Annotated in this window: 41 protein-coding genes and 1 pseudogene; 11 read left to right on the forward strand and 31 right to left on the reverse strand. The window is 69.3% G+C overall.

What is annotated here, in order from left to right; translation table 11 throughout:
• Nucleotides 1-23: 23 nt before the first annotated feature.
• From ABZT06_RS08485 to ABZT06_RS08530, 10 genes are all read right to left on the reverse strand, one after another.
• The gene (locus ABZT06_RS08485) at nt 24-1,451 is read right to left on the reverse strand and encodes a hypothetical protein (protein WP_355736773.1); all 1,428 of its coding nucleotides are present in this window, start codon (nt 1,449-1,451) and stop codon (nt 24-26) included.
• Nucleotides 1,452-1,489: 38 nt separating this feature from the next.
• The gene (locus ABZT06_RS08490) at nt 1,490-1,681 is read right to left on the reverse strand and encodes a hypothetical protein (RefSeq protein WP_355736776.1); all 192 of its coding nucleotides are present in this window, start codon (nt 1,679-1,681) and stop codon (nt 1,490-1,492) included.
• 40 nt (nt 1,682-1,721) lie between these two features.
• Nucleotides 1,722-1,880 (reverse strand): hypothetical protein, encoded by a 159-nt coding sequence (locus tag ABZT06_RS08495; RefSeq protein WP_355736778.1) that lies wholly within the window; start codon nt 1,878-1,880, stop codon nt 1,722-1,724.
• A gap of 228 nt (nt 1,881-2,108) precedes the next feature.
• The gene (locus ABZT06_RS08500; RefSeq protein ID WP_355736781.1) at nt 2,109-2,339 is read right to left on the reverse strand and encodes a hypothetical protein; all 231 of its coding nucleotides are present in this window, start codon (nt 2,337-2,339) and stop codon (nt 2,109-2,111) included.
• Nucleotides 2,340-2,521: 182 nt separating this feature from the next.
• Nucleotides 2,522-2,881, reverse strand: a complete 360-nt coding sequence (locus ABZT06_RS08505; RefSeq protein WP_355736783.1) for a hypothetical protein — start codon at nt 2,879-2,881, stop codon at nt 2,522-2,524.
• On the reverse strand, nt 2,874-3,047 hold the full coding sequence (locus ABZT06_RS08510) for a hypothetical protein (RefSeq protein WP_355736786.1): 174 nt from the start codon (nt 3,045-3,047) through the stop codon (nt 2,874-2,876). Before ABZT06_RS08510 ends, ABZT06_RS08505 begins: the two co-directional genes overlap by 8 nt.
• On the reverse strand, nt 3,047-3,238 hold the full coding sequence (locus tag ABZT06_RS08515; RefSeq protein ID WP_355736789.1) for a hypothetical protein: 192 nt from the start codon (nt 3,236-3,238) through the stop codon (nt 3,047-3,049). Before ABZT06_RS08515 ends, ABZT06_RS08510 begins: the two co-directional genes overlap by 1 nt.
• Nucleotides 3,238-3,672 (reverse strand): hypothetical protein, encoded by a 435-nt coding sequence (locus tag ABZT06_RS08520; protein ID WP_355736793.1) that lies wholly within the window; start codon nt 3,670-3,672, stop codon nt 3,238-3,240. The genes ABZT06_RS08515 and ABZT06_RS08520 overlap by 1 nt, the downstream gene beginning before the upstream one ends.
• On the reverse strand, nt 3,672-3,914 hold the full coding sequence (locus ABZT06_RS08525; RefSeq protein ID WP_355736796.1) for a helix-turn-helix domain-containing protein: 243 nt from the start codon (nt 3,912-3,914) through the stop codon (nt 3,672-3,674). Before ABZT06_RS08525 ends, ABZT06_RS08520 begins: the two co-directional genes overlap by 1 nt.
• Nucleotides 3,915-4,088: 174 nt before the next feature.
• Entirely contained in the window at nt 4,089-4,841 is a 753-nt protein-coding gene (locus ABZT06_RS08530) for a GntR family transcriptional regulator (protein WP_355736799.1), read from the reverse strand.
• A 194-nt stretch (nt 4,842-5,035) separates the two neighbouring features.
• Here ABZT06_RS08530 and ABZT06_RS08535 point away from each other — a divergent pair, with 194 nt between their 5' ends.
• From ABZT06_RS08535 to ABZT06_RS08550, 4 genes are all read left to right on the forward strand, one after another.
• On the forward strand, nt 5,036-5,545 hold the full coding sequence (locus ABZT06_RS08535; RefSeq protein ID WP_355736802.1) for a GIY-YIG nuclease family protein: 510 nt from the start codon (nt 5,036-5,038) through the stop codon (nt 5,543-5,545).
• Between the two features lie 390 nt (nt 5,546-5,935).
• Nucleotides 5,936-6,289, forward strand: a complete 354-nt coding sequence (locus ABZT06_RS08540) for a hypothetical protein (protein WP_355736805.1) — start codon at nt 5,936-5,938, stop codon at nt 6,287-6,289.
• A 158-nt stretch (nt 6,290-6,447) separates the two neighbouring features.
• Nucleotides 6,448-6,837, forward strand: coding sequence for a hypothetical protein (locus tag ABZT06_RS08545; protein ID WP_355736808.1), 390 nt, complete (start codon nt 6,448-6,450; stop codon nt 6,835-6,837).
• Nucleotides 6,838-7,137: 300 nt separating this feature from the next.
• Complete coding sequence (locus ABZT06_RS08550; RefSeq protein ID WP_355736810.1) at nt 7,138-7,533, forward strand: NUDIX domain-containing protein; 396 nt, start codon at nt 7,138-7,140, stop codon at nt 7,531-7,533.
• Nucleotides 7,534-7,582: 49 nt separating this feature from the next.
• Here the strand turns inward: ABZT06_RS08550 and ABZT06_RS08555 are convergent, their stop codons facing one another.
• The gene (locus ABZT06_RS08555) at nt 7,583-7,861 is read right to left on the reverse strand and encodes a sigma-70 family RNA polymerase sigma factor (protein ID WP_355736813.1); all 279 of its coding nucleotides are present in this window, start codon (nt 7,859-7,861) and stop codon (nt 7,583-7,585) included.
• An 86-nt stretch (nt 7,862-7,947) separates the two neighbouring features.
• Here ABZT06_RS08555 and ABZT06_RS08560 point away from each other — a divergent pair, with 86 nt between their 5' ends.
• The 5 genes from ABZT06_RS08560 to ABZT06_RS08580 all read left to right on the forward strand — a co-directional run bounded on the left by ABZT06_RS08560 (nt 7,948) and on the right by ABZT06_RS08580 (nt 9,830).
• Nucleotides 7,948-8,592 carry a hypothetical protein gene (locus tag ABZT06_RS08560; protein ID WP_355736816.1) on the forward strand — a complete coding sequence of 215 codons (645 nt, stop codon included), beginning with the start codon at nt 7,948-7,950 and terminating at the stop codon, nt 8,590-8,592.
• A gap of 2 nt (nt 8,593-8,594) precedes the next feature.
• Nucleotides 8,595-8,765: a hypothetical protein gene (locus tag ABZT06_RS08565; RefSeq protein ID WP_355736819.1), complete on the forward strand. Its 171-nt coding sequence runs from the start codon at nt 8,595-8,597 to the stop codon at nt 8,763-8,765.
• Nucleotides 8,765-9,211, forward strand: a complete 447-nt coding sequence (locus tag ABZT06_RS08570; RefSeq protein ID WP_355736821.1) for a hypothetical protein — start codon at nt 8,765-8,767, stop codon at nt 9,209-9,211. Before ABZT06_RS08565 ends, ABZT06_RS08570 begins: the two co-directional genes overlap by 1 nt.
• Before the next feature lie 15 nt (nt 9,212-9,226).
• Nucleotides 9,227-9,370 (forward strand): hypothetical protein, encoded by a 144-nt coding sequence (locus ABZT06_RS08575; protein WP_355736824.1) that lies wholly within the window; start codon nt 9,227-9,229, stop codon nt 9,368-9,370.
• A gap of 136 nt (nt 9,371-9,506) precedes the next feature.
• Nucleotides 9,507-9,830, forward strand: coding sequence for a hypothetical protein (locus ABZT06_RS08580; protein ID WP_355736827.1), 324 nt, complete (start codon nt 9,507-9,509; stop codon nt 9,828-9,830).
• Between the two features lie 44 nt (nt 9,831-9,874).
• On the opposite strand, the gene ABZT06_RS08585 is transcribed toward ABZT06_RS08580, so the two are convergent.
• From ABZT06_RS08585 to ABZT06_RS08655, 15 genes and pseudogenes are all read right to left on the reverse strand, one after another.
• Nucleotides 9,875-10,165: a hypothetical protein gene (locus ABZT06_RS08585; protein WP_355736830.1), complete on the reverse strand. Its 291-nt coding sequence runs from the start codon at nt 10,163-10,165 to the stop codon at nt 9,875-9,877.
• Nucleotides 10,162-10,512: a hypothetical protein gene (locus tag ABZT06_RS08590; protein ID WP_355736833.1), complete on the reverse strand. Its 351-nt coding sequence runs from the start codon at nt 10,510-10,512 to the stop codon at nt 10,162-10,164. Before ABZT06_RS08590 ends, ABZT06_RS08585 begins: the two co-directional genes overlap by 4 nt.
• Nucleotides 10,509-10,922, reverse strand: a complete 414-nt coding sequence (locus ABZT06_RS08595) for an SLOG family protein (RefSeq protein ID WP_355736836.1) — start codon at nt 10,920-10,922, stop codon at nt 10,509-10,511. The genes ABZT06_RS08590 and ABZT06_RS08595 overlap by 4 nt, the downstream gene beginning before the upstream one ends.
• Before the next feature lie 52 nt (nt 10,923-10,974).
• Nucleotides 10,975-11,202 (reverse strand): hypothetical protein, encoded by a 228-nt coding sequence (locus ABZT06_RS08600; protein WP_355736839.1) that lies wholly within the window; start codon nt 11,200-11,202, stop codon nt 10,975-10,977.
• A gap of 52 nt (nt 11,203-11,254) precedes the next feature.
• Nucleotides 11,255-11,458, reverse strand: coding sequence for a hypothetical protein (locus ABZT06_RS08605; protein WP_355736841.1), 204 nt, complete (start codon nt 11,456-11,458; stop codon nt 11,255-11,257).
• A gap of 394 nt (nt 11,459-11,852) precedes the next feature.
• The gene (locus ABZT06_RS08610; RefSeq protein WP_355736844.1) at nt 11,853-13,124 is read right to left on the reverse strand and encodes a hypothetical protein; all 1,272 of its coding nucleotides are present in this window, start codon (nt 13,122-13,124) and stop codon (nt 11,853-11,855) included.
• Between the two features lie 3 nt (nt 13,125-13,127).
• Nucleotides 13,128-13,394 (reverse strand): hypothetical protein, encoded by a 267-nt coding sequence (locus tag ABZT06_RS08615; RefSeq protein WP_355736847.1) that lies wholly within the window; start codon nt 13,392-13,394, stop codon nt 13,128-13,130.
• Nucleotides 13,395-13,464: 70 nt separating this feature from the next.
• Complete coding sequence (locus tag ABZT06_RS08620) at nt 13,465-14,004, reverse strand: hypothetical protein (RefSeq protein ID WP_355736849.1); 540 nt, start codon at nt 14,002-14,004, stop codon at nt 13,465-13,467.
• 198 nt (nt 14,005-14,202) lie between these two features.
• A complete protein-coding gene (locus ABZT06_RS08625) occupies nt 14,203-14,400 on the reverse strand; it encodes a hypothetical protein (RefSeq protein WP_355736851.1) in 198 nt (65 codons plus the stop codon).
• Between the two features lie 117 nt (nt 14,401-14,517).
• The gene (locus ABZT06_RS08630; RefSeq protein WP_355737079.1) at nt 14,518-14,676 is read right to left on the reverse strand and encodes a hypothetical protein; all 159 of its coding nucleotides are present in this window, start codon (nt 14,674-14,676) and stop codon (nt 14,518-14,520) included.
• Between the two features lie 23 nt (nt 14,677-14,699).
• Nucleotides 14,700-15,590: a hypothetical protein gene (locus ABZT06_RS08635; RefSeq protein ID WP_355737082.1), complete on the reverse strand. Its 891-nt coding sequence runs from the start codon at nt 15,588-15,590 to the stop codon at nt 14,700-14,702.
• A 13-nt stretch (nt 15,591-15,603) separates the two neighbouring features.
• Nucleotides 15,604-16,089, reverse strand: a pseudogene (locus ABZT06_RS08640) (DNA cytosine methyltransferase); the annotation flags it as partial.
• Between the two features lie 53 nt (nt 16,090-16,142).
• Nucleotides 16,143-16,427: a hypothetical protein gene (locus tag ABZT06_RS08645; RefSeq protein WP_355736854.1), complete on the reverse strand. Its 285-nt coding sequence runs from the start codon at nt 16,425-16,427 to the stop codon at nt 16,143-16,145.
• Nucleotides 16,424-16,696, reverse strand: coding sequence for a hypothetical protein (locus tag ABZT06_RS08650; protein ID WP_355736856.1), 273 nt, complete (start codon nt 16,694-16,696; stop codon nt 16,424-16,426). The genes ABZT06_RS08645 and ABZT06_RS08650 overlap by 4 nt, the downstream gene beginning before the upstream one ends.
• Nucleotides 16,697-16,707: 11 nt before the next feature.
• Nucleotides 16,708-17,904, reverse strand: a complete 1,197-nt coding sequence (locus ABZT06_RS08655) for an AAA family ATPase (protein WP_355737067.1) — start codon at nt 17,902-17,904, stop codon at nt 16,708-16,710.
• On the opposite strand from ABZT06_RS08655, the gene ABZT06_RS08660 reads away from it, so the two are divergent.
• Entirely contained in the window at nt 17,833-18,012 is a 180-nt protein-coding gene (locus ABZT06_RS08660) for a hypothetical protein (RefSeq protein WP_355737085.1), read from the forward strand. The two genes, ABZT06_RS08655 and ABZT06_RS08660, sit on opposite strands and share 72 nt — an antisense overlap.
• Here ABZT06_RS08660 and ABZT06_RS08665 read toward each other — a convergent pair.
• Nucleotides 18,009-18,884 carry a helix-turn-helix domain-containing protein gene (locus ABZT06_RS08665; protein ID WP_355736858.1) on the reverse strand — a complete coding sequence of 292 codons (876 nt, stop codon included), beginning with the start codon at nt 18,882-18,884 and terminating at the stop codon, nt 18,009-18,011. The two genes, ABZT06_RS08660 and ABZT06_RS08665, sit on opposite strands and share 4 nt — an antisense overlap.
• A gap of 193 nt (nt 18,885-19,077) precedes the next feature.
• Here ABZT06_RS08665 and ABZT06_RS08670 point away from each other — a divergent pair, with 193 nt between their 5' ends.
• Complete coding sequence (locus ABZT06_RS08670) at nt 19,078-19,260, forward strand: hypothetical protein (RefSeq protein WP_355736860.1); 183 nt, start codon at nt 19,078-19,080, stop codon at nt 19,258-19,260.
• Nucleotides 19,261-19,319: 59 nt separating this feature from the next.
• Here ABZT06_RS08670 and ABZT06_RS08675 read toward each other — a convergent pair whose 3' ends face one another.
• The 4 genes from ABZT06_RS08675 to ABZT06_RS08690 all read right to left on the reverse strand — a co-directional run bounded on the left by ABZT06_RS08675 (nt 19,320) and on the right by ABZT06_RS08690 (nt 21,115).
• Complete coding sequence (locus ABZT06_RS08675) at nt 19,320-19,493, reverse strand: hypothetical protein (protein ID WP_355736863.1); 174 nt, start codon at nt 19,491-19,493, stop codon at nt 19,320-19,322.
• Nucleotides 19,490-20,317 carry a hypothetical protein gene (locus tag ABZT06_RS08680; RefSeq protein WP_355736866.1) on the reverse strand — a complete coding sequence of 276 codons (828 nt, stop codon included), beginning with the start codon at nt 20,315-20,317 and terminating at the stop codon, nt 19,490-19,492. The genes ABZT06_RS08675 and ABZT06_RS08680 overlap by 4 nt, the downstream gene beginning before the upstream one ends.
• Entirely contained in the window at nt 20,314-20,649 is a 336-nt protein-coding gene (locus tag ABZT06_RS08685) for a hypothetical protein (RefSeq protein WP_355736869.1), read from the reverse strand. Before ABZT06_RS08685 ends, ABZT06_RS08680 begins: the two co-directional genes overlap by 4 nt.
• 88 nt (nt 20,650-20,737) lie before the next feature.
• Nucleotides 20,738-21,115, reverse strand: coding sequence for a hypothetical protein (locus ABZT06_RS08690; RefSeq protein ID WP_355736872.1), 378 nt, complete (start codon nt 21,113-21,115; stop codon nt 20,738-20,740).
• Nucleotides 21,116-21,175 lie beyond the last annotated feature (60 nt).

Raw genomic sequence — 21,175 nt, forward strand, 5'->3', positions numbered from 1 at the left:
TGGGTTGGATGTCGTTCGGGCGGTCAGTTGCGGGTGACTCCGCGCTCGGCGAGCGCGGTGGCGAGAAGATCGGCGGCGACCTCGCGGCGGCAGCCGAGTGCGCGCATGACGGATCGGTTGGACGGGTGCTTCCGAAGGTCCTTGCCGTCTGCGGACGCCTTCGCGACGAGCTTTCGGACGGCCTGGAGGCGGCTGCCTTCAACGTCTTTCTGGGTGCGCTTGAAAACTGCGCCCTTCCCTTGCGGGGAGCGGGTTGTAGCGGATCGGTCACCCTTCGCAGGGACGCACTCGGGGGCGCTCATCGGAAGCACCGGCACCCGGTGTTCAACCCACCCGCCGCGCGCGCCGGGGACCAGCAAGGCGACCGGAAGGAAGGGGGGCTGTACGGGGGTACGCACCTCACCGAGATCGTCTCCTGTAGGTACCTCCGTCGCGCCGGCCGCAGCGGCGGGACGCACCGCAACGGGCGCATCCGAGTGCGTCCTCCACCCCCGCTGACCGTTCCACGACTGCGCCCGGCGGCGACGGAACTCGGCCCGCCGGGACGCACGGATCTCACGGATCGACGGCTCCCCCGGCTTCGCCCCGTTCGCCCGCTCCCACGCCGTCGCATACGCTGCGTCGATCTTCACGCCGGTGTTGTCGGCGATCCGACGGGCCCGGCGAACCAAGATCGGATGATGGCGGGCGAGACGCTTCCAGCGGGCGATCTCGTCAGCCGTCTTGCCCGAGAGAACTGCACGCTTGGACCGCATTGCGACCCACCACAGGATCATTGCGGCGAGCGAGGCGAGAGCGTAGGCGCCGGCCCGGTACATGCCCGGCCCTGAGCTGTCTTCGATCAGGTGCCCGGCGCCGTTGATCGTGGCCGCGATCAGGGTGGTAATCCACGTGATGCGCATCAGGCCCCTGTAAGGGCGGCCCTGCTCGATCGCCTGCCCTGTCAGGCCAGCGAACGTCAGCACCATGCCCTCGGTGAGAACCGGAACACCCGCGGCGAACAGACCCATGCCGAGGTGGGCAGCGGCACCAGCCTGCCCAGACCAGCCCATGACCAGCGACACGAGGATGACGGGGAGCCCCCACAGCGGCATGTGCTGGGCGAGGCGGGTCTGAAAGTTGTGCCAGGCGGTGCGCCGTTCCTTGCGCCGCTTGGCGCGAGCCTTCTCCTTGTCGGCGCGCTGCTGCTGCTTGCGCTCCAGCTTGGCCTGCCGCTCCTGCTCCTTGAGCTGGCGGGCGTGCTCGGCGTCCTTGCGGTTCTCCTCCCGCTCCCGGGCCCGATCCTCCCGGTCCTCGCGACGGTTGACCTGGCTGTCGAGGCGCTTCTCCTCGCGGCGCGACGGCTGCTGCGCCGGGCTGCTCTGCTCCTGGTCGGGCTTGGGCCGCCCCTCCCCGAGTTCGGGCGAGGTAACGGGAGTCCCGTTGACCTTCTCGACGGATGTGGCGGTCACGCGGATCAGTCCTCTCGGTTGATAGGTCGGGCAGCCGGTCAGCCGCGGCGGGCGTGTTCGGCGTCGAAGTCGGCCTTGCTGCAGCCCTGCTTCTGCGCGTCCCGCATCACCGCGTCGGCGGCAGCAAGGGCGCTGTAGGCCTGCGGGGAGCCGATGCCGTAGTCGTTGACGGCCTGGGCGGCGACTGCACCGGCGTCCACGGCGCGGGCTGCGGCCTCCTGCTTGTTCACGGGCTGGTCCTCTCGGATTGGGTGGGTCGCGGGCCGCTGGTCAGCGCTTCTCCTCCTTGGCGGCCCTCTCGGCGGCGACGACCCGGTCGTGGGAGGCCAGGTATTCGGCGCTGTCCGGGTCGGTGTCGCGGTGGTTGAAGCGGTCGTTGTGCTCGCGCTGCTCCGGGGTGCCGAGGACAAAGTTGCTGAAGCGGCCCATGAACGGGTCCTCTCGGGTTGATGGATGGGTTAGCGGTGCTGGTCGTGCAGGGCGCCGCACCGGTGATGCGCCGGCCAGCCAGACCAGGAGGGGCGCCGGGTGCGGGCGGGGGATTCCCGCACCCGGCCGATCAGGGCTACCGCCTTCCGCAGCAGTGGCAGCGGATGTCGCGGCGGCCGTTCCAGGTGTCGCAATGCCGGCAGCGCCACTTGCGCAGCAGGCCAGCCATCAGGCGGCGGCCGGGTAGTCGAAGCCGTCGAGTTCGGCGAGCAGGTCGCCTTCGGCGAGGAGGCGGATCTGCCGCATCAGGGCCAGGTCGCCGGCCTTGCGGGCCTTGGCGTACTCGCCGAACAGGTCCGTGATCGACAGCACCGACGCCTCAGCGACAGTCGTGGCGGCGCGGACCTTCCGGCCCAGCTCGGTGGCTCCGAAGTCGCCGGAGAACAGGTAAGGAGACATGGGGGTGCCTTTCACGTGGTCAACAGAAGGTGGGTGGTGCGGGGTGGGGCACCGCGCCGGCGGGTGCCGTGGGGGTCGGATTTCTCCGTCCGGCGCGGTGGTCTAGGGCCTAGCCCTTGGGCCGGGACTCGGACCGGCGGTTGGCCTCGGCGACCTTGCGGGACAGCTCGGCGGCCTGGTCGTCAGTCATCGGACTCGCCGCCGTCGTCGAAGGGCGGGTAGATGGTGGCGCGGATCGCACCGCGCACCTCGGTTGGGCCCTCGCCGTGCCGGAACTGCGCGTACAGGTGAGTGACACCGTCGGAGCCGACACGCTCAGGCTTCACATCGGCGCCGAGGCAGCCGGCCCACGTCTTGTGCGCGGCCCGCATACGCTCCGGGGTCGTCGCCAACGAATCCACATCGCCGACCAGATTGCCCGACGTTGCGATCGTCCACGACAGCGCCGGCAACCCCAGCTCGACCGCCGACGCCAGGAACTCGCCGAGCGCCCGGTGCGCATCCCGCTGCCAGCGCAGCTTGTACGTGTTGGAGTCACTCACCACGCTCACCGCCCGGCGCGACGACGAGGAACTGGTCCGTGTCGAGGTCCATGACGACGGCGGCCGCCTGGCCCTCCTCGCGGCGGGCCGCAGCGAACTCCTCCGCCGGCCACGAACCACGCGGGGAACCGGCAGGGAAACGCTCCAGGACCTGGCGGGCGGCCATCACGCACCAACGTTCTCGGCGACGATCCGCTGCGCCGTCTTGAATGCCACGAACCCGACACAGCCCGTACCATCAGCGCCACGCTCCAGCCGCTCATGCACGGCCAGCGGGCTCACACCCTCCGGACCCGGCGCACCCGACTCCAGCAGACGCCGCGCCTCCGCAATCACCTGCACGCGGTCGACAGCCATCACACACCGCCGACGAGGTCAAGGCGGCCGGCGGCCTCCAGCTGGCAGAGACAGTGGCCCATCTCGTCGCGGACGTACTCGCAGCCCTCGTAGTCGCCGCAGGCCGCGAGCACCCGGTAGTGGGCGGAAGCCTGCCGGTAGCGGGTCGCCGCCTTCGCCGGGGCGATCAGGTCCAGGCGCTCCGCCTCGGCGAGGACGGCCACCGACTCGGCGATCGTCTGCTGTGCCTGGCTGAACGCGTCCACCTCGGCCGGCTTCAGCTCGGATGCGGGCTTCGCGGCCAGCTCGTCGAACCGGGCCGTCGCGATCTCGTAGCGGGTCACGGCACGGACGACGGGGAGCGGGAGGAACGCGCGCTCCAACTTCGCCAACAATGCGGCGGCAGAGGTCGGGAGCGGGGCGGTGGGGGTGGTGGTGGGGGTTGCCGTGGCCATCAGGCCACCTCCTCGTCGGTGAGGATCTCGGACTCCTGCATGTACGCCTCGACGTTCGAGCGCTTGCACCGGAAGCCGCGTCGCCGCTTCTCGCCGACCCCGAAGCGCATGGCCTTGAGGTGGCCAGCGTCGGCAAGGCGATAGACGGTGGCGACGTGGACCTTCATGAGGGCGGCAACCTGCTTGGCGTTCAGCAGTTCGTCGGCCTGGTCCGGTTCGGCGGCTCGGCCTTCGGCGATCATGCGGGCTCCAAGGTCTAGTCGTTGCGAACTCCTTCGAAGGAGGTCTCGATGGGTTCAACCTTGCAGTCCTTCGAAGGAGTTGTCAAGCTCGCCAAGTGAACTGAGTTCGCAGAGATTTGGGCGCACGAAAAAGCCCCCACTGACGGTTGTCAGCAGGGGCTACTGGCGGGGCAGTTACAGCTTGAAGTCGTACTCCAGGACGTACCGCGCAGCATCGAGGGTCATCTCATTGACCTCCAGGATCCGACCTTCAGCATCCGTGACGGTGCGCTCGATCACGATGACGCACGCTCCAGCACCCAGCTCCAGCACGTCCACCTCGTCAGGCATGGCAATGCGCGCCCTGATGCGCTCCTTCGCGTCGACCGGAGCGCGATCCACGTCGGCGAGCCGCGCATACATGCCCCCAGGGCCGGTGTCGGCTTGGTCGATGCCGGCCTCGCACGCAAGATCTGCGGGGAGATACGACGTGGCGATCTGAAGCGTGCGCTCGTCGAGCGAGAAGACGCGGCGACGGCGGCACACTCGACGGACACCAAGGACTCCAGCGATGTACTCCGGAGCCTCGATGTCCGCATCGACTTCCACTTGAGCATTGGGATCACGACCCTCAAGGTCGATACTCCAGATCGAGCGACCGGCCGCCCAGACTTCGCGGGAGAGTCGCTTTTGTGCGTTGCGGACGATCTTCTTGGGGTTAAGGGCGTAAACACCCTTCCCTTGCTTGCTGGCCGCGAGACCCTCAGCCTTCAGGAGGTCGTAAGCCTGGCGGACGGTCGATCGAGCGAGTCCACGCCCATCCATGAGCGTCTGTTCGCTCGGAAGCAGATCGCCAGGGGCCAGCGCGCCGGACTGGATCTGGGCGCGGAACTCCGCTGCAAGCTCCCTGTACAGGAACCGCCCGGGCTCCCCCTTGCGTGGTGCCAATGGTCCTCCTCGATCGACTTCTTCGAAGATGTTATCTACCTGCCAAACCGTGATGCGAATTGGGCGAAACTAGCGAAGCCCTTGACTCCTTCGAAGGACCTAGCGCAGGGTGAGTGTGGCAGCAAACACACCGCCTAGTCACTGGTGAGCTGCTTCACGCTGCCATGCCGTCCTGACCCGCAAGGGAGCAACGCATGCCCGAGCGCACCGCGCTCTACCGCCTGTACGACGCCGACGGGGTGCTGCTGTACATCGGCATCACGAATGCCCCGGCGCAGCGGTGGGCGCATCACGCGCGTAAGCATCGGACCACCTGGTGGCCATCCGTCGCGCGAAAGGAGATCCAGTGGCTCACCGACCGGAACACGGCTGACCGCATGGAGACAGACGCGATCAACTCGGAGAAACCCCTGCACAACCGCGACAAGCGCAGAGGGTCTTTCTTCGTTACGTTCAACGAGCCTTCCGAAGAGATCACGCAAGGGATCAACGGCACAACCCCCGTCTCCGTGCAGATCGCGAACATCCTGAGGCGCGAGATTGGACAGGGTCTGTATCCCAGCGGATCACCGATGCCCCCGGCCCAGCACTTCGCAGAGAGATTCCCAGCCGACGTGGCTAGCGTCTACAAGGCATACCGCGCGCTGGTAACGGAGGGGCTCATCTCCCAAGAGCGCCCCCGGGCGCCCTACTACCGCACCTGAGGTCGTGAATCCTCGGCGCGACACACCGACCAGGAAATGTGACCCCGATCACCGAACGACCTGTTCCGCCGAAGGGCTCTTGCCCTCCAACCTGGGGCAACGCCTCAAGGGCAGCCGCGCGAATTGCAGCCCCCTGGATCGCGAGGCCACGCCTTGTGGCAGCGTCCAGACAAGCGAACGGCCGGACGGTTCGCACCCGCCCGGCCAGTTCATCCACAGCGAGTTCCCGCTCGCTGCCGCAACCCATCACTCACCAGAGAGAAGGTCTCGATGCACACTGTAGCGCCCGAGTCTGCTGCCGTCGCCGCCACTCAGCCTGCGACGCCGGTCACGCCCCTCTCGTGGTCGTTCATCGATCGGCGCACGGGCGAGACGGTGGAGTACACGTGCATGGACGGCTGCACCCTTGATCATTCTCGCGAGGCGGGTCAGCCGCACTTCCGCGAGGACGTGTGGTGCTGGACGCCGTCGGAGGCTCTGACCTTGTCGGTTAACGCGAGCGGCGTGGCTGAGGAGTTCGCCATCCTGTCCACGCTGATCAAGGTGGAGCCGTGGTCGCCGACCGTCTCCCATCGCCTGCCGTATGCGGTCGTCGAGCTGGTGGACGACCACTTCATCGATGGTCTCGACCCGGACGGCTACGAGACGCTCATCAACACCCTTCAGGCGCGGCTCGACGCGATGCGGGAGACGCAGCGCCGACTGGTTGAGATCCGGGCCGCGTACCGGGCGCGCGTCGCCTGACGCGCCCGTTGAAGGGCCTCGCCTGTGGTCTAGTCGGGGCCCTTTTGCCGCTGCTTTGGCCGTCCTCTTGGCTACCTCTGCGACACCTTCTGCCCTACCTCTTCCCTCTGGCCTCGGCCCTCGTAGACTGGCCGGGCTCTCCCCGAAAGGACCACGTAATGCGCCCCGCCGATTTCCGCGATCACCTCGTTGACCTGCTGAAAAACAGTCCGGAGGTGCAGCAGGTGGCTGTGCCTGATGGTGGCCCTTACCCCTACGCCCTGTCGGCGGTGGTGGCGGGTAAGGAGCAGCGTTGGCAGGTCATTGGACAGTTGGCGGATGGGTCGAAGCACGACACTCCGACGGCTCCTGTGGAGGGTGCGCCGCCGGCGTGGTCGGATGCTCCGGTGTCGGCGTCTCCGGATGCGTGGCTGGCTGGCGTTTTGGGTCGGTCGGAGCCGAGGGATGTTGAGCGGATGGATGTGTGGTCGGCCCAGGAGGGCAGGGATTCGCGGGGGCTGACGGTGCGGTTCCGGAATGGTGAGCGCGCTTTCGTGCGCCTCGTGTGAGCCCTCCCCGTATTGCCGTTGCGGGCGCAGCGTGATGGCCCTGTCGTCTTGTGCGAGGAGGCCATTGTGGGCGCAGCGGGTGGCGGGCGATTCGATCCGGGCCGGCTAGAGGCGGCGTGCTCGCAGTGCGGCGCTTGGGTTGGTGCGGAGAAGGGTCAGCCGGCGGCGCACCATCAGAAGCCGGGGAGTCGGGAGACGTGCCCGGGTAGCGGGCAGCCGACGCAGTGAACGGCTTGCAGTGAAGGGCCCGGCCTCGGGTTGAGGCCGGGCCCTTCCCGCTTCTCTCGATAGCAGAGATCGATGCCCCTCTCCCCCATCGCCGGCGCCGTGATCGTTCACGCGGGCCGTCTCTTGCTGATCCGCCGCACTACTCCGGTGGGCTCGCTGTTGTGGTCGTTGCCGTCGGGCAAGGTCGAGCCGGGCGAGCCCCCGGCTGCCGCCGCGGCGCGTGAGGCCTTGGAGGAGGCGGGTGTCACCGTGAAGGCGACGGCGCTGCTCGGTGAGCGGGTGCATCCGGCGACGGGGCATCTGGTGTCGTATTGGGCGTGCACGCTGCTGGCCGGCACCGCGCATCCGGCGTCGCCGCGGGAGGTTGCGGAGGTGGCGTGGGTGGACCGCAACCGGCTGGCGGAGCTGGTGCCGGGTGGGCTGTACGCGCCGGTGCAGGCATGGGTGGTGGGCCAGCTGGCAGAGTGACGACACATGAAAGGCCCCCTGCTCCGGACAGTGGAGCAGGGGGCCTTCGTCATGCCCCTCCCGCTTCGCCGGCCCGTTTCCCGCTGGTGCGTCCTTCGGCGATCTGGTGGGCGCGAACGCGGTGTACGCCGAGTTCCTTGCCGATCTGGGCGTAGCTGAGGCCGTCGTCGTGCATCTCCTGGACGGCGCTTTGCCGTAGCGCGTGCAGCCACTTCTGCAGGTCGGGGATCGCCTGGAGGGCGGTGCCGACGTCTTTGGCTCGCTGGGTGGCGTCGCCTTGTTCGGCGAGGTGTTTCAGGTTCTCGAAGGGGGCCGGCGGGTTCGTCATGGACTCAGTGTAGGGGGTGGGTTGACATCTGCAAGGGGTGCCCTTACATTTAGAGAGTCAGGGAACAGCAAGCAGGGGAGACCGAGATGATCCGCGAGAACTACAAGGGACGTCAGCTCAAGGCCGTCAAGGGCAAGAGCTACGCCAAGTCGCGGATCTCCGTGAACGGCACCGACTGCGGCGAATGGTTCGGCACCCAGGCCGACGTCATCGAGTGGGCCAAGCGCACCATCGACGACGTCGACTCCCGCCCCTTCGAGGGCCGCTGGAACGAGTGCTGGTACACGCCCGGCACCTACGAGCTCAACGAGCACGGCCACGTCGTCGCCCCCGGCGGCATCTGCTCCTGCGACTACTGCGAGAAGCGCCGCATCGAGCCCTGCGCCAACATCACCGCAGGCGGCCAGTGCGTGTGCAGCCACTGCATGAAGCCCTACCTCGGAGAGACGTCGACGGCGGCCAGCGAGACCGACGTGACCGCCCCGTCTCGCGAGCAGGCCACCACCAAGGTCGCCGAGATGGCCGCAAAGCTCAGCGACGAGGCTCTCTGCCTCGCCTGGACGGGCACCGAGGGCAAGCCGGCCACCCGGGAGCTGGCCCTCGTGCGCGGCTGGATCATGGACGAGTTCAACCGCCGCCTCGGTGACGACCTGTTCGACGAGTGGCTGATGGACGTCGACGACAACGGCGGCGTCAACCCGCTCGCTTACTTCGCCACGAAGGGGAACTGACCATGGTCGCCACCGAGAACGCCAGCAAGGAGAACCGCGAGGCCGTCCCCTCCAATGAGCGGCGCAGCGTGCGGCCCGTCATTGAGCACGCGCTGACCGTCTACTACGACGGGAACGCCGAGCTCGCCCGCACCCTCATCGACCGGCTTCTCGCCGAGAAGGCAGGCGAGTGATGCCGATCCACCTCGAAGCCCCGACGGGCCACGCCCACGGCCCGGACGGCAAGGGCTGGAACCGCCTGTCCATGGGCGGCCACATGGGAACCCCCCTGCCCCAGTGCGCCCTGCGGCCCACCTCATACGCGGCCTTGCGGGAGTCGCAGGACACGCGCCGGGCCCGCTGGGGCGGATTCAGTTCCTGCGTCAACGGCGGCCAGTGCGAGGCCTGCCCGGTCTTCCAGACCGCACCGAAGGAGCTTCGGGCGCTCGACGACCGGGTGCTGGTGCGGATCCACCCGCACGACGGGCGCCTGTACCTGATGAACAGGCCCGAAGACGGCTGGGCTTCCGGCGCGCTCCGCTGGACGTGGGCCGAAGTCGCCCGCCTCAACGGGTGGCAGATCGGCCGCCAGCACCACGACGAGCACAGCGACGGCTTCTGGCTCGAACGAGCCAGCTGATCCAAAGGAGAACTGATGGACGACTGCGAAGACTGCGGACGCACCCTCTGCCGCGACTGCAACACCCACTACTGCTGCGAGCCCTGCCCCTGCGAGCGCTCCCACACCTGCGACTGCGCCTGCAGTGAGTACGACCAGTACCTGACCGCCGCCGACTGAATCCGAATCGACCGAAGCCCCGCCACCCCGGCGGGGCTTCGGCGTGAAGTGACCCCGGCCACATCGCCTACCGCCCGCTTCCTGGACGCCCGCATTCCGCCGACACTCCGGGTCTCAACCACGCGCAGCCCCGGGCGTGTTGGCCTTGCTCTGCCCGACATGCAGTTCGCCGAATGTCCAGAAGCTCGACCTGTTCTGGAAGGCCCTCCCCGCAGAGTCGCCGCTGCGGGCGACTTACGCCCCGCCGGATGAGGTGGCATCGCAGGTGCTGCTCGCGCTGGTGGCGACGCTGGCCGGGATCGGCGTGATGGTGAGCGGGGCGATCCTGCTGGGGCTGCTGGTCGCGGTGGGCGGCATGGTCTTCGGTGTCGTCAACCATGCGGGCGTGGAGCGGTACCGGGTGCAGCTGGCGGACTGGGCGGCGGCGAAACTATGCCTCGCCTGCGAAGGGTTGTTCTAGGCGCGCGAAAGCCCCCGGCCAATCGGCCGGGGGCTTTGCTGTGCTCACTGTTCGCCGGCCTTGCCGCCGTCCCAGTAGGCGCGGTCGTCTGCTGCCGCTTCGGTCACGCTGGGACCGTTGTCGCTGGTGGCGGGGTTGTTCGCGGTTGTTTGGGGTTGTTCACTGCGCCCGCCGATGATGTCGTCGAGGGTGTGTCGGACGCTTTCGCAGCAGGGGCCGCTGGTGTGCAGGTAGTCGGCGAGGCGGGCGAGGGTGGCTTCGGCGCGGTCGGCGCGGTCGTACAGCTGGTCGAGGTCGTTGCTGTTCATCTGGTCGAGGGTGTTGCGGTCGGTCATGGCTGCTCCGGTTCGTCGTGGATGCGGGTGCGTCCGGCCGGGCCGTCCATGTGGAGGCCGCAGACGGGCAGCCAGTGGCGTTCGCCTCGGTACAGGCGCCAGCCGATGGAGGGGCGGTCGCAGTGGCCGCCGTCGCAGGAGCGTCCGGCGGCGGGTTCGTCGGGTGCGGGTGGTCCGGTGAGGCCGGTTGCGCCTCGGTGGGAGGCGGGTGGGGTGGCGTCTTGGGCGGGTTGTCCGGCGCCGGGGCAGGTGTCTTGTCCTCGGCGGTGGCGGACGAAGACTCCGGCGATGGTGACGCGGTGGGGTTTGTCGCAGCCGGGGCAGACGGCCCGGACTATGTCGGTCATACGGTCCACCGCCTCGTGGGGATCCCGGCGCGTTCGGCGAGGTCTGCGCAGCCGCTCGCGCCGTGGCTGGGGTGGGGTCGGGGCCGGTGGCAGCGGTGGCTGGTGCAGGGGCCGATGAAGGCGAGGCAGATGTCGGCGCCGAGGGTGACCATGTGGTGGTTGCGGATGGGGCCGCAGCGGGGCCAGGTGCCGTGGTCTTCGGGGTGGTGGGCTTCGGGGCGGGCGCCGTATGCGCGGGCCCATTGGTCGGCGATGTGGTCGGCTCCGGTGGGGCAGGCGCCGTGTGCGATGACGATTTCGCGGTTGGCGGGGAGTGGGCGGACGGTGTCGGCGAGGGCTTTGTGGATGGTGTCGTGGTCGTTCCAGGCGCGGCTGCCGGTGACGAGGATGCGGTAGGGCGTGGTGGTCACGGCTGGCTCCGGTTGATGGCGCGGGCGGGGTGGGGTAGCCACGGGTGGGTGGTCACGGCTGGGCGTTCGGCGCGGTGGCGGGTGCCAGGTATTCGCCTTCGACGTAGGGGGCGTGGTCGCTGTGGCCGTCGTCGGCACGCTGTCGGCAGAGCCAGTCGCCGGTGGGGCCGAGGCACAGTGGCCCGTTGTGTGGTGGGCCGTCGTCGCGCATGCCGGGCGGGATGGGGCCGCCTCGGGGCGGTGAGTGGTACTGCGCGATGCGGCTATTGGGGTCGGTCACGTCGGGTTCCTTCCTGCGGGCCCGGGGCGGGTGTCGCCCCGGGCAGACGGGCTTACGGGCGGGCGGTGTTGATGGCGGTCCGGCAGCGGCTGCACTCAATGTCGGCAATCGGGGTGACGCCGTGGTTGTTCGAGTTGGCTGGCAGGTAGTAGCCGCAGGCGGTCACCCTGTTGGGGCCTCCGTTGACGTCGCGGGAGGCGTGGACGTTGCGGCCTCCCCAGAGGCGGACGCGGTACGGGTAGGGCTCAGCGGTCATGCGGCGGTGTCCTTGTCGGTTCGGGCCCACGAGGGGCCAGGGCGGGCTTCTGACGGCTTGGCGGGTGCTGGTGCGTGAATCGGGCCGTCGACCGTCTGCGGGCCGCTACAGCGGCGACTGGGGGCGCGGGATGGGCCTGTTCCACCGGTCGTCTCCCGTACCGGAAGCGGCACAAGCCCGCCAGGAGGGCCAGGAGGCGTCCGGCCCTCCCGGAGTGCCCGCAAGGCCCGTTCGGCCGCTACAGCCCCGGCTACGGCCTCCCGTGCGATCCTGCACGGCCATGCGACCGCCACCACGACCGCGTACAGCCCGAGCGTCGCCGTGGCCGCGCACAGCAGGATCCACACGCACAACGCCCACCCGAGCGTGATCACCGTGTCGATGGCGTCAGCAATCACGACGACGCCTTGGCGCGGGCGACGTCGACGATGTGGCGTCCGCAGGACGGGCACAGCTCCCAGTGGTCGACGTCGGCGGCGGTGAGCGGCACGTCGGCTTCGACAGCGGGGGCGCAGCCCAGGCAGTAGGTGCTGCCGTAGCCGTTGCTGTAGGCGACGGGAGGCCGGGTCTCCTGCGTCTCGTCGGGCTGGGCCTCCACGACAGCGGGCCCCTCCGGCTCGCTGTCGGTCCAGCCGGGCGCGTCGTGCCGGTTGCTGCATGATTCGCACCGGTGCGCACCGTCGTGGCCCTGCGCGAGGGTGCACCAGCAGTCTCCGGGCCAGCCCTCAGGAGGCTCGGCGCCGCAGCACTCCGCTTCCTCGACGACCGGGGCGTCGCCGACCCACGAGGTCCACTCGTCGCCGTCGTTGCGGACGTTGCGGTGGTAGCCGTAATGGCCGGACGGCTGGGTGCACGGGTGGCCTTCGGAGCTTCGATGGCCGCAGGCGCCCGCCTCAGCCTCCGTCGCGGGTTCCGGGGTGGTCTCGGCCGCCAACCGGCGCAGCGAGGCCCGCACGTCCACGCCTCGGCGGAACGTGCCATCGCTCACCGGGTACACGGCGGTGGTGTCGGACCAGTGGAAGCCGCGCTCGTCGACGTGGTCCTTGCCGGTGTGCTGCGCGGCGCGGATGCACAGGCGCGGGCCGGACTCGTAGTTGCGGTTCTGGGCGCCGCACTCGGCGGCCGGGGTGTCGGCAGCCTCGTCGAGCGCGGCGGCCCGGTCCTGCGGGACAGCGTCTTCGGCTTCGGCGCGGAGCCAAGGCCACTCCCGGTACAACACCGCCAGCACCGCATCGGCGTCGGCTTCCTCATCGGCCCGATCCCTGGCGTGCTCACAGTCGGCGTAGCGGCGGCCGGGGTTCTGCCGCTCCCAGATCGCGGCGGCCAGCTCGTCGCGGAGCCCGGCACGGCGAGACGGAACGGACTCCGCAGACGGCGGCACAGCGGGCGCGGCGGGCGTCGTCTTCAGCACGTCCGGCGTCACCGGCCCGTCCGCGCTCGACAGCGTGTGCCCACGCTGGAGATACCAGATGTCGGAGTAGCCGAGCTTGCCGCCCTGGCAGTCCATCAACGGGTGGCACGGCGCCTCGGAGCCGACGAGGTTCAGGCACAGGCAGCGGTGCCAGTGCTTCGGGCCGTGGTCGACACCGCCCTCACACTCGACGCCCGGCTTGTGGGCGGGATGCGGGCAGTACGGGCAGAGGGCGGTGTCGGGCTGGTCGGTCATCGCTCAGCCCTCCATCAGCGCGTCAGTGACGGCGGACGCGATGTCCTCGGCCTGCTCACGGCGGTCACGCGCTTCGGCGGCGTCGGCCGGGCACAGCACGCGGTCGCCGATCTGCCAGCCGTTGAGCGATCCCCAGTCGCGGGCGTCGGTGCGGGTCTCGAAGTAGCGGGTTCGGCTGTCCTCGTCGAGGGCGGTCCAGTCGCCGCTGTAGCAGTCGGTGTTGTCGCAGACGAGCTTGTAGACGGGCTGGTCGTGATGGGTGATGGGCATGGTGTGTCTCCTGGTTCGGTATGGGAGGGTCGGGGTGGCCCCGCCGATTCCGCCGGCGGGGCCGACCTGCTCACGGGGCGGCGGACTCGGTATCGCGCTGCTCCCGCCGACGGCGACGGGCCTCGTCGATGTGCGCGTCGTAGGCGGCCTCGGCGTCCGGTCGCGTCCAGAACTCGTCCAGCGCCTCCTCCCACTCGTCGAAGAGCTGTCGCAGCAGGCTGTAGTCGTCGGCGATCGGGTCGAGTTCGGGGGCTTCGAAGCGGGGCGGGTACTCCTCGAAGGCGTAGCCGAAGCCTTCCGACTCGACTTTGTGGGCGAAGGCGACGAGCTCGACGAAGTCGTACTCGGACAGCGGGGTGTCCTTGGTGGGCACGGTCACCGGCTCGGCTGAGGCGCGGAGGTGGCGGACCTCTGCGAGCAGGACGCCCACGTCGTTGCCCCAGAGCTGATCGGCGTCGGCCTGCAACGGCCCGTCGGTGAGAGTCGCGTACTCCTCCAGGTACGCGGCGCGGGCTTCGATCTCGTCGAGTTGCTGGTTGGTGGGCGGGGTGTGGTCGGTCATCGGGGTGCCTTTCGGGGTGGTGGTGTGCGGGTGGTGGGCTGCCGTCACGCGGCGCCCCGCCGAACGCCCCAGAGGCCGTCAGGGGCGAACTGTGGGCCGCACGTGGGGCATCCGGGGCCGCATCGGGCGGTGTGGCTGCGGCCAGAAGCTCCAGCCCCTCGCGCAGCCGGTCCGCCTCCGCGACGGTCAGCCGGCCTCGCTCCGCCCGGTTCACCAGGTTCCGCATCTGGGCGATCGTCGGCGGCTTCACGACCCGTCCCCCTCGCGCGGCGGCAGCGGACGGCCCTCGCGGCGGGCCTTCTCCTCCAGCGCCTGCGCGATCACGACCGAGGGCACCCGGCCCGGGAAGCTGAACCGCAGCAGAGCCAGAGACGCGGCGGACACGTAGCGGGACGGCGGGCCCTTGCGGCGGGCGGCCTTCGAATGGTCGACCGGTTTGGTCATGGCGTTCCTCCTGGGTCGGATCGGGATTCAACGTGCATTTCGGCAACACCGGTCACCCCGGCGGCGGGTAGCGTTCCGGCAGACCCGGGGCGTTAGGCGCGCCCCGGGTCGCTGCGGTCATGCGGCCGCCTCGCCGGCGTTCTCGGTGGCGCGGGCGTGAAGCACACGGATGGCGGCGGCAGCCTGTTGCCGGACGACGCCGTTGCCGAGGGCGCGCAGCATGGCGGCGCGAGTAAGGCCGGGGGTATCCGTGACCCAGCCGTCAGGCAGGCCCATGAGCCATTCGGTGAAAACGGGGCTCAGTCGTCCCAGAACGTCAGTAGGCCAAGGGGCTCGTCGTCCGAGGATTCGTTCCCAGCGCCGGATGGCAGGCTCGTAATCGCCCCAGTCGAGGTCGGGTTGCCCCGGCCGTAGCTGGAGGACTTTCTCTCGCCGTCCGAGCCCGTCGGCGTCGGCAGAAGATCCTTCACGACGTTGTCCAGCGAAGCGCCCGACTGGTGCCCGTTGCCCGGCTTTCCGCCCCGCCGTCCGTGACCGTTCGGGCTCATGCCGGTATCCGGCGTCGGCAGCAGCTTCATCGGGCCGCCCGAGTTCGGAATCGGCGCATCCGCGGCAGCCGGCGCAGAAGCCTCCGGCGTCGTGGAAGGACTCTTCGCATCCGCAGGTGGGGCAGGCGGGTTCGACAACTGCCCGTCGAAGATCACGTCCGAGAGGGTCCAGCCCGCGTTCACATTCGGGTTGTCCGTCGTCCGCCCCGCGGTGGCGTTCCGGGTTCCCTTCGAGTCCCCGGCCATCGGCGTCGGCAGCAGCTTCACTGCTATCGCCAGCGGCGTGCCCTGCCCGTTCCCGTTGACCCCCTTCGCCAGGTTCCGTTGCCGCCTGGCCTCCCAGGACTCCAGCGACTCCCCGTCGTTGGGGTTCGACGCCGTCGGCGTCGGCAGCAAGTTCACGACCACCTCGTTCAGAGGCCGGGAGTTCGTCCCGATCAGATTCGACTCCCCCGACTTCCAATCCCTGGCGGCCGGAGTCGGCAGCAGATGCTCCACCTCGTCCGCCAGCGTCGGGCCATGCCCACCCAACTTGCGCTTCTCCGGGTGCTGCGAGCCGCCGTTCGTCCCCAGATTCGACGTGGGTGTTTTGAACAGCGGGCCAGGCGCGGATGATGATGCGGCGGCGGCGGTGGGGGGCACCGACTTCGTCCGCTCCGAAGCGACCCCATTCCGCATCGAGCCCGAGGCTGGCCAAGTCGCCAAGAACGGCTCCGCATGCCCGCAGTAGAGGCTCAGAATGTCCGTCTCCCACGCAGTACGCGCAGGGTTCCATGTCACTGGCGGCCGGCGCCGAGAGGAGCCCTTCGACATTTTCGATGATCACCAATCGTGGTTGGAGGATGGCGACAGCACGGGCCATGTGCGTCCACAGCCCGGACCGGGAGTCGGGCGCGAGGCCGACGCGACGCCCCGCAGAAGACACGTCCTGGCAGGGAAAGCCACCCGTGAGGATGTCGATGGGGCCGAGTTCGTCGAGGACGGCCTGCCAGTCGACCTTCGTGATGTCGCCCAGGTTGGGGACGTCCGGCCAGTGGCGGGCGAGAATCTTGGCCGCGTACTGGTTCTTGTCCTCCTTGCCGTTCTTATCGGGCGGCTCGTACTGGGAATGCCAGACCACCTCGGCGTCGTAGACGTCCATCACGGCCAGGTCCAAGGCGCCCGTGCCGGTGAACAGGGATCCGATACGCAGGCTCACGCGGCGTCTCCTTGCCGGTGGTGGTGGACGGAGGCAGAGGCGGCCGGGTTGCCGCCGCAGCGGGCGCAGGTGCAGGTATCCGGGGGCGGAGTCGGGCCCGTCGCGGCGGTGCCCAACGGCCAGCCGCCGGTGTGGGCGACCCGGTAGCCGGGGGTCGGGACCGCGGCGAGTGGGGGCTTCGGAACTTGCGTGGCCTCGCGCTCAACGGCCTGTCGGAGGTAGGCGCGGAAGTCGCCTTGCCGCCGGAGCTCGGCGATGTCCTCGACGCTGATCTCGGTCATGACGCCCACAGCCCTTCGCCTGCGGGGAGGAGGCCGATGAGGTGGCTGATGGCGGCGTGCCAGGCGGCTTCGCTCTCGAGCTGAGGGTGGGCGCCGGTGTCGCGTTCCCAGCCGACGAGGGGCTTGATGGCAGGGCGCAGGGTGCGCGACCAGTAGATCGAGAACGACCACATGGGGTCGGTCTCGGCCTTAGCGGCTTCAGCGAGCACCTCGACCTCGAGGTCACGCAAGCGAGGTTCAGCGGCGGTCAGTTCGGGCCAGGTGATCACGTTAGGTCCTCTCAGGCGACGGCTTCGGAGCCGTTGTAGGGCGGCTTGTACGGGGTCCAGGGCCAGTCGCTGCCCTGCTTGAGGTAGGTGGGCCAGTCGCGTTCGTCGCGGGCCCCGCGCCAGGGGACGACGGCGCGGGCGCGGTCTTGTTCAGCGGAAAGTTCGTCGTCGACGGGGCGCAGTCCGTAGCCAAACTCGGGCCAGCGCTTCCACAGGGAGGAGCCGGCGGGGCGCAGGTCGCGGTGCTTGCTGAAGCCGTTGTGGTGGGGGGCGTGGGCTTCCATGAGGACTGCGCATCCGGCGGTGGCGCGGGCTTCGTCGATGACGACGGTGACCTTGCGGGCAAGTTCTTCGTCGTTCGGATTGCCCGCGTGGAGGCGGTAGACCGGCCCGATGATCAGCATTTCGGGCTTGAGCTTCTCGACGCGGCGCATCAGCCACGCACGATCCTGCGCCTTGGTGAGGTCGACCCCGGCGGGCTGGCATTCGATGCTGAGCTGGCCGCTGGCGATCCGGTGATTCCAGCGGGTTGCGGTCTGGGCGAGGGGGGCTAGGGCACGGCGGGTGGCGGCTTCGCCGTTCTCGCAGTCGAGGATGAGGACCCTGAGCGGGTCGATGGGCTTCTGGGTGAAGGGGTCGAGGCCGGCGGCGGAACAGATCGCGATCTGTCGCATCAGGGTCGACTTGCCACCACCTTCCGCTGCCGTAAGGATCAGTCGGTCGCCGCGCTCGAGGAGGCCGGGCACCAGCCAGTCATAGGCGTGCTTGACGGCGAGGAAGTCGTGGAGGTCGAGCGTGGGGAGTTCGTCGGCTGCCATGCCGCGGTCGCGGAGTTCGCGACTCAGGACGACCGTGCGCTCTACGAGTTCGCTCGTCTCGCCTTCGGTGGCGTAGCCCATCTGCACGACGCGCGCGCCGAGTTCGATGAGGCCGCGGCGCAGGGCCCGGTCTTGGACGATCGTGGCGTAGTAGTCACCGTTGGCTGCGGTGGGCACGGCGCGCACCAGCACGTAGAGGTAGCTGGCGCCGCCGACGCGCTCGAGATCTCCAGCATCGGCAAGGTACTTGGCTACGGTGATCTGGTCGATGCGGTGGCCTTGCAGGAACATGTGCGTAATCGCGTTGAAGATCGTCACGTGCGGCGGCTTGTAGAAGGCTTCCGGGGCGACTGCGGCAAGGACTTCGGCGCAGGCGGCGCGGGAGAGCATGCAGGCGCCGAGGGCGGCCTGTTCGGCGTCGAGGTCGTGTGGCGGGACGCGTTCGAACGGCACGACGTCGTCGTGGTCGGGTACGGGCTCGAGGTGGGCGGGCACTAGAAGATTCCTCGCTCTTCGGGGCTTCCACCGACGGCGCGCAGGTGCGTGCCGCGGGCTCGGCGCTTGGCTTCCTTGTCGGCGTCGGACCGGATCCACTTCTGCCAAGCAGCTGGCCAGGAGCGGCGGTGGTCGCCGGTGGAGCGGTAGTGGTCGACGAACTGGGCAGTGGCGAAGTCGATGTCGATGAGGTCGGAGTAGCCGTCACGCTTGGCCCAGCGGCGCATCTCGTCGGTGATCTTGAATCCGTCTTCGTCGATGGGGGCCAGGGCGCCGTCATCCCGCGACGGGAAGGGGTTCTCGCCCCGGTTCGCGCCCGCCCCCTTCAAAGGACCTTTCAAAGAACCTTTTGGCGGACGTCCACGTCCCCCCGCTGCGGACGTGGACGTCCGGTCGCTCTGGACGTCCACGTCCGCCCGGACGTCCACGTCCGCCCGGACGTCCACGTCCGCCCGTTCCGTATCGCGTCGGGCCTGTGAGCTGGTCTTCTTTGCTTCGCGGGCTGCGCGTCCACGCTCACGGGAGGACACCAGCGTCCGGGCGGACGCCCGCGTCCCCTCGTCGTCGCCGGCCCGCCCCTTTGGGACGGTCAGTTCCATTGCCAGGTCGTAGACCTCCGGCCGCTTGTCTGCGGGCAGGTGGGCGACAAGGCCCTGGTTGCCTTTTCGGATCAACTTCAGCTCCTCGAGCTGGCGCAGGTCGCGCCTCACGGATCGCTCGGACTTGCATGCGAGCGCAGCCAGGCGGGGCACCGACGGGTACGCGCCGGTGCCGTCGCGGTCGGCATGCTTCGCCAGCGCGGTCAGCGTCGGCAGCAGCTGCGACGGCATGGGCGGCGCGTACTCGGTCGCCCAGTTGATTGCGTCGATGCTCACGAAAATCTCTTCTCGGGGTCTGCGGCTCGGGACATGCGGAAGTTGTGGTCTGTGTGACTCAAGAGCCGCGAACGCATATGCAGAATGCTACCAAGCGATGAGGCAAAACGCCTATGCAAAGTGAGTGCAGAGTGATGTGCGGAACACGGCCGCCAGATCGACGGCACGCCCGTACATCCGCTAGCCTTTTGCCATGGCACCCCGCGACCCCATGCCGAACCGCGTCTTCCGTCTCGACACAGAGACCTGGGAGGCCTACGGCGCTGCCTGCGAAGAGAAGGGCATCTCCCGGTCCGACGACCTGCGCCTGTACATCAAGCGCGAGGTTGCGTCCTTCAACCGCCGGCAAGAACGCGACGCCGCCAAGTCCGACTGATCGCATCTCCCCTCCTCTCCTCCCTGGCCCCGCTTCTGCGGGGCCGTTGTCGTGTCCGCCTACTGGTCGCGTTCGCCCTGCCGGCCGGGCTGCTGCTGGTTCTGTTCGGGCAGGTGGACTCCCCCGCACCTGTCGCACTCCTCTGCCGCCTGCTGGCTTTGCTGCCGGATGGGGAGTGCGGCGTTGGCGGCGATGCGGTCGCGGTAGCGGGTCTTGCCGCTCGGGCAGCTCACGCGGCCTCCTCGAAGTTCGTGGCCGTCTCCGGGTGCCGGAGGAGTTCCTGGTAGAGGTGGGCCTTCGTCACTCCGAGGCGTTCGGCGATCTGCTCGACGCTGTGTCCGGTGATGCGCAGAAGCTCGCGGGCGTCGGCGGCGAGGGTGGCGCCGCGTCCGATGCCGTACATGGGCTCGAAGTGGGGGTCGTCGATGGCGTCGGCGTACTTGTCCCAGTACTTGGGGGTGGGCCAGCGGTTGGCCTTGGCGCGTTCGCGGGACCTTCTGGCGTGGCCGGCCCAGACGCCGTGGGCTTCCGGCTTGCGCTTGCGGAGTTCGCCGTAGACCTCGGCGATCTTCGCGGAGGTGACGAAGTTGACGACGACACCGTCGTGAAGGTTGACGATCCAGCGCGTGGACACGTTGGCGCGCGGGGCGATCTGCCTTATCGGCCAGCCGATGGCGACGAGGGCTTGGATGCGGCGGATGGTGCCCACGGTGGTGATCGGCTGGACGGCGAGGATTCGCTGCGCAATGTCGGGGCTGGTCTGCCGTTTCCGTCCGCGCCCTTGGCCGGGGCTGCCGTGGAGGAAGTCGGTGATGTTGGTGTGGGACATGCCGGCTAGGCGGGCTATGCGGGTGGGCGTGAGACCGGTCTCGATCAGGTCGAGGATGTGCTGGCGGATGGGTTCGGCGTCGATGAGGGAGCGGGGTTGGATGAGGCCGGCCCGGATGGCGCGGCGGCGGGCGTTGTAGCGCTCGCGGCAGTCGGGGCGGTGGCAGCCGTGCCACTTCACGCAGGTGCTGTTGGCGTGCGTGGGCGGCTGGCGGACGGCGGTGGTCACGGCGTCTCCTTCCGGTGTTGTTCGATGGCGTCGCGGAGTCGGTCGAGCTCCTCGCAGTCGTCGTAGATGGCGACGGCGGCGAGGTAGAGGCGGGTGTCGGTGCCGGGCTGGCCGGGTTCGGGGTGCGGCGCGCAGGCGGTCGCCTCTGCGGCTTGCCGCTGGTCGTTGCGGCTGCGGTAGTCGTCGCGGGGCCGGATTCGCCAGGTGCGCCAGACGATGACGGCGGCGACGGCGGCGATGGGCACCCAGGCGCCGTCACCGGCCAGCCACGCCCCGACCGTCTGCAGGTTGTTGCCGGCGGCCATCCAGGCGCCGTACACGTCGGGGGTCACGTCCGCCTCCGTCCGCGCAGGCCGAAGATGACGGCGGTGACGCTGAGGGCGCGCCCGGCGATGGCGAGGATCAGTGCGACGGTGGCCATCACGCCGCCTCCGCCTGCTGCTGGTTGCGGCCGTCGCGGCGCTTGGCGGCGATCTGGCGTCCCTTGTCGGTCAACTGCCAGACTGAGATCCGATGCCCGTGCGTGTTGACCTGGGTGGACGGCACCATGCGGCCGGTGTGGGCGATGATCCCGGCGGTGCGCAGTGAGTTGATGGCGGCGCCGAGGAAGCCGTGACCCAGCTCGGGCAGCACGTCGCGCAAGTCGTTGCACGACCACTCGTCGTGGCGCTGGCCGAAGTGGAAGACGGCCTGCTCGACGAGGAATTGGTCCCACGAGGACTGCTCGGCGAGCTCCTCCAGGAGGAGGTCTTTCTCCGCGGAGGCGAGACGCTCGGCGGGCGTGAGGCGGCGGGTCATGGCGCGATCCCTTCCGGGTGTGGTGTGGTGGGGTTCCGAGCCGGCCGCAATGCCCGCGGC

The organism is Streptomyces sp. NPDC005483, from assembly GCF_040606035.1.
Lineage (GTDB): Bacteria > Actinomycetota > Actinomycetes > Streptomycetales > Streptomycetaceae > Streptomyces.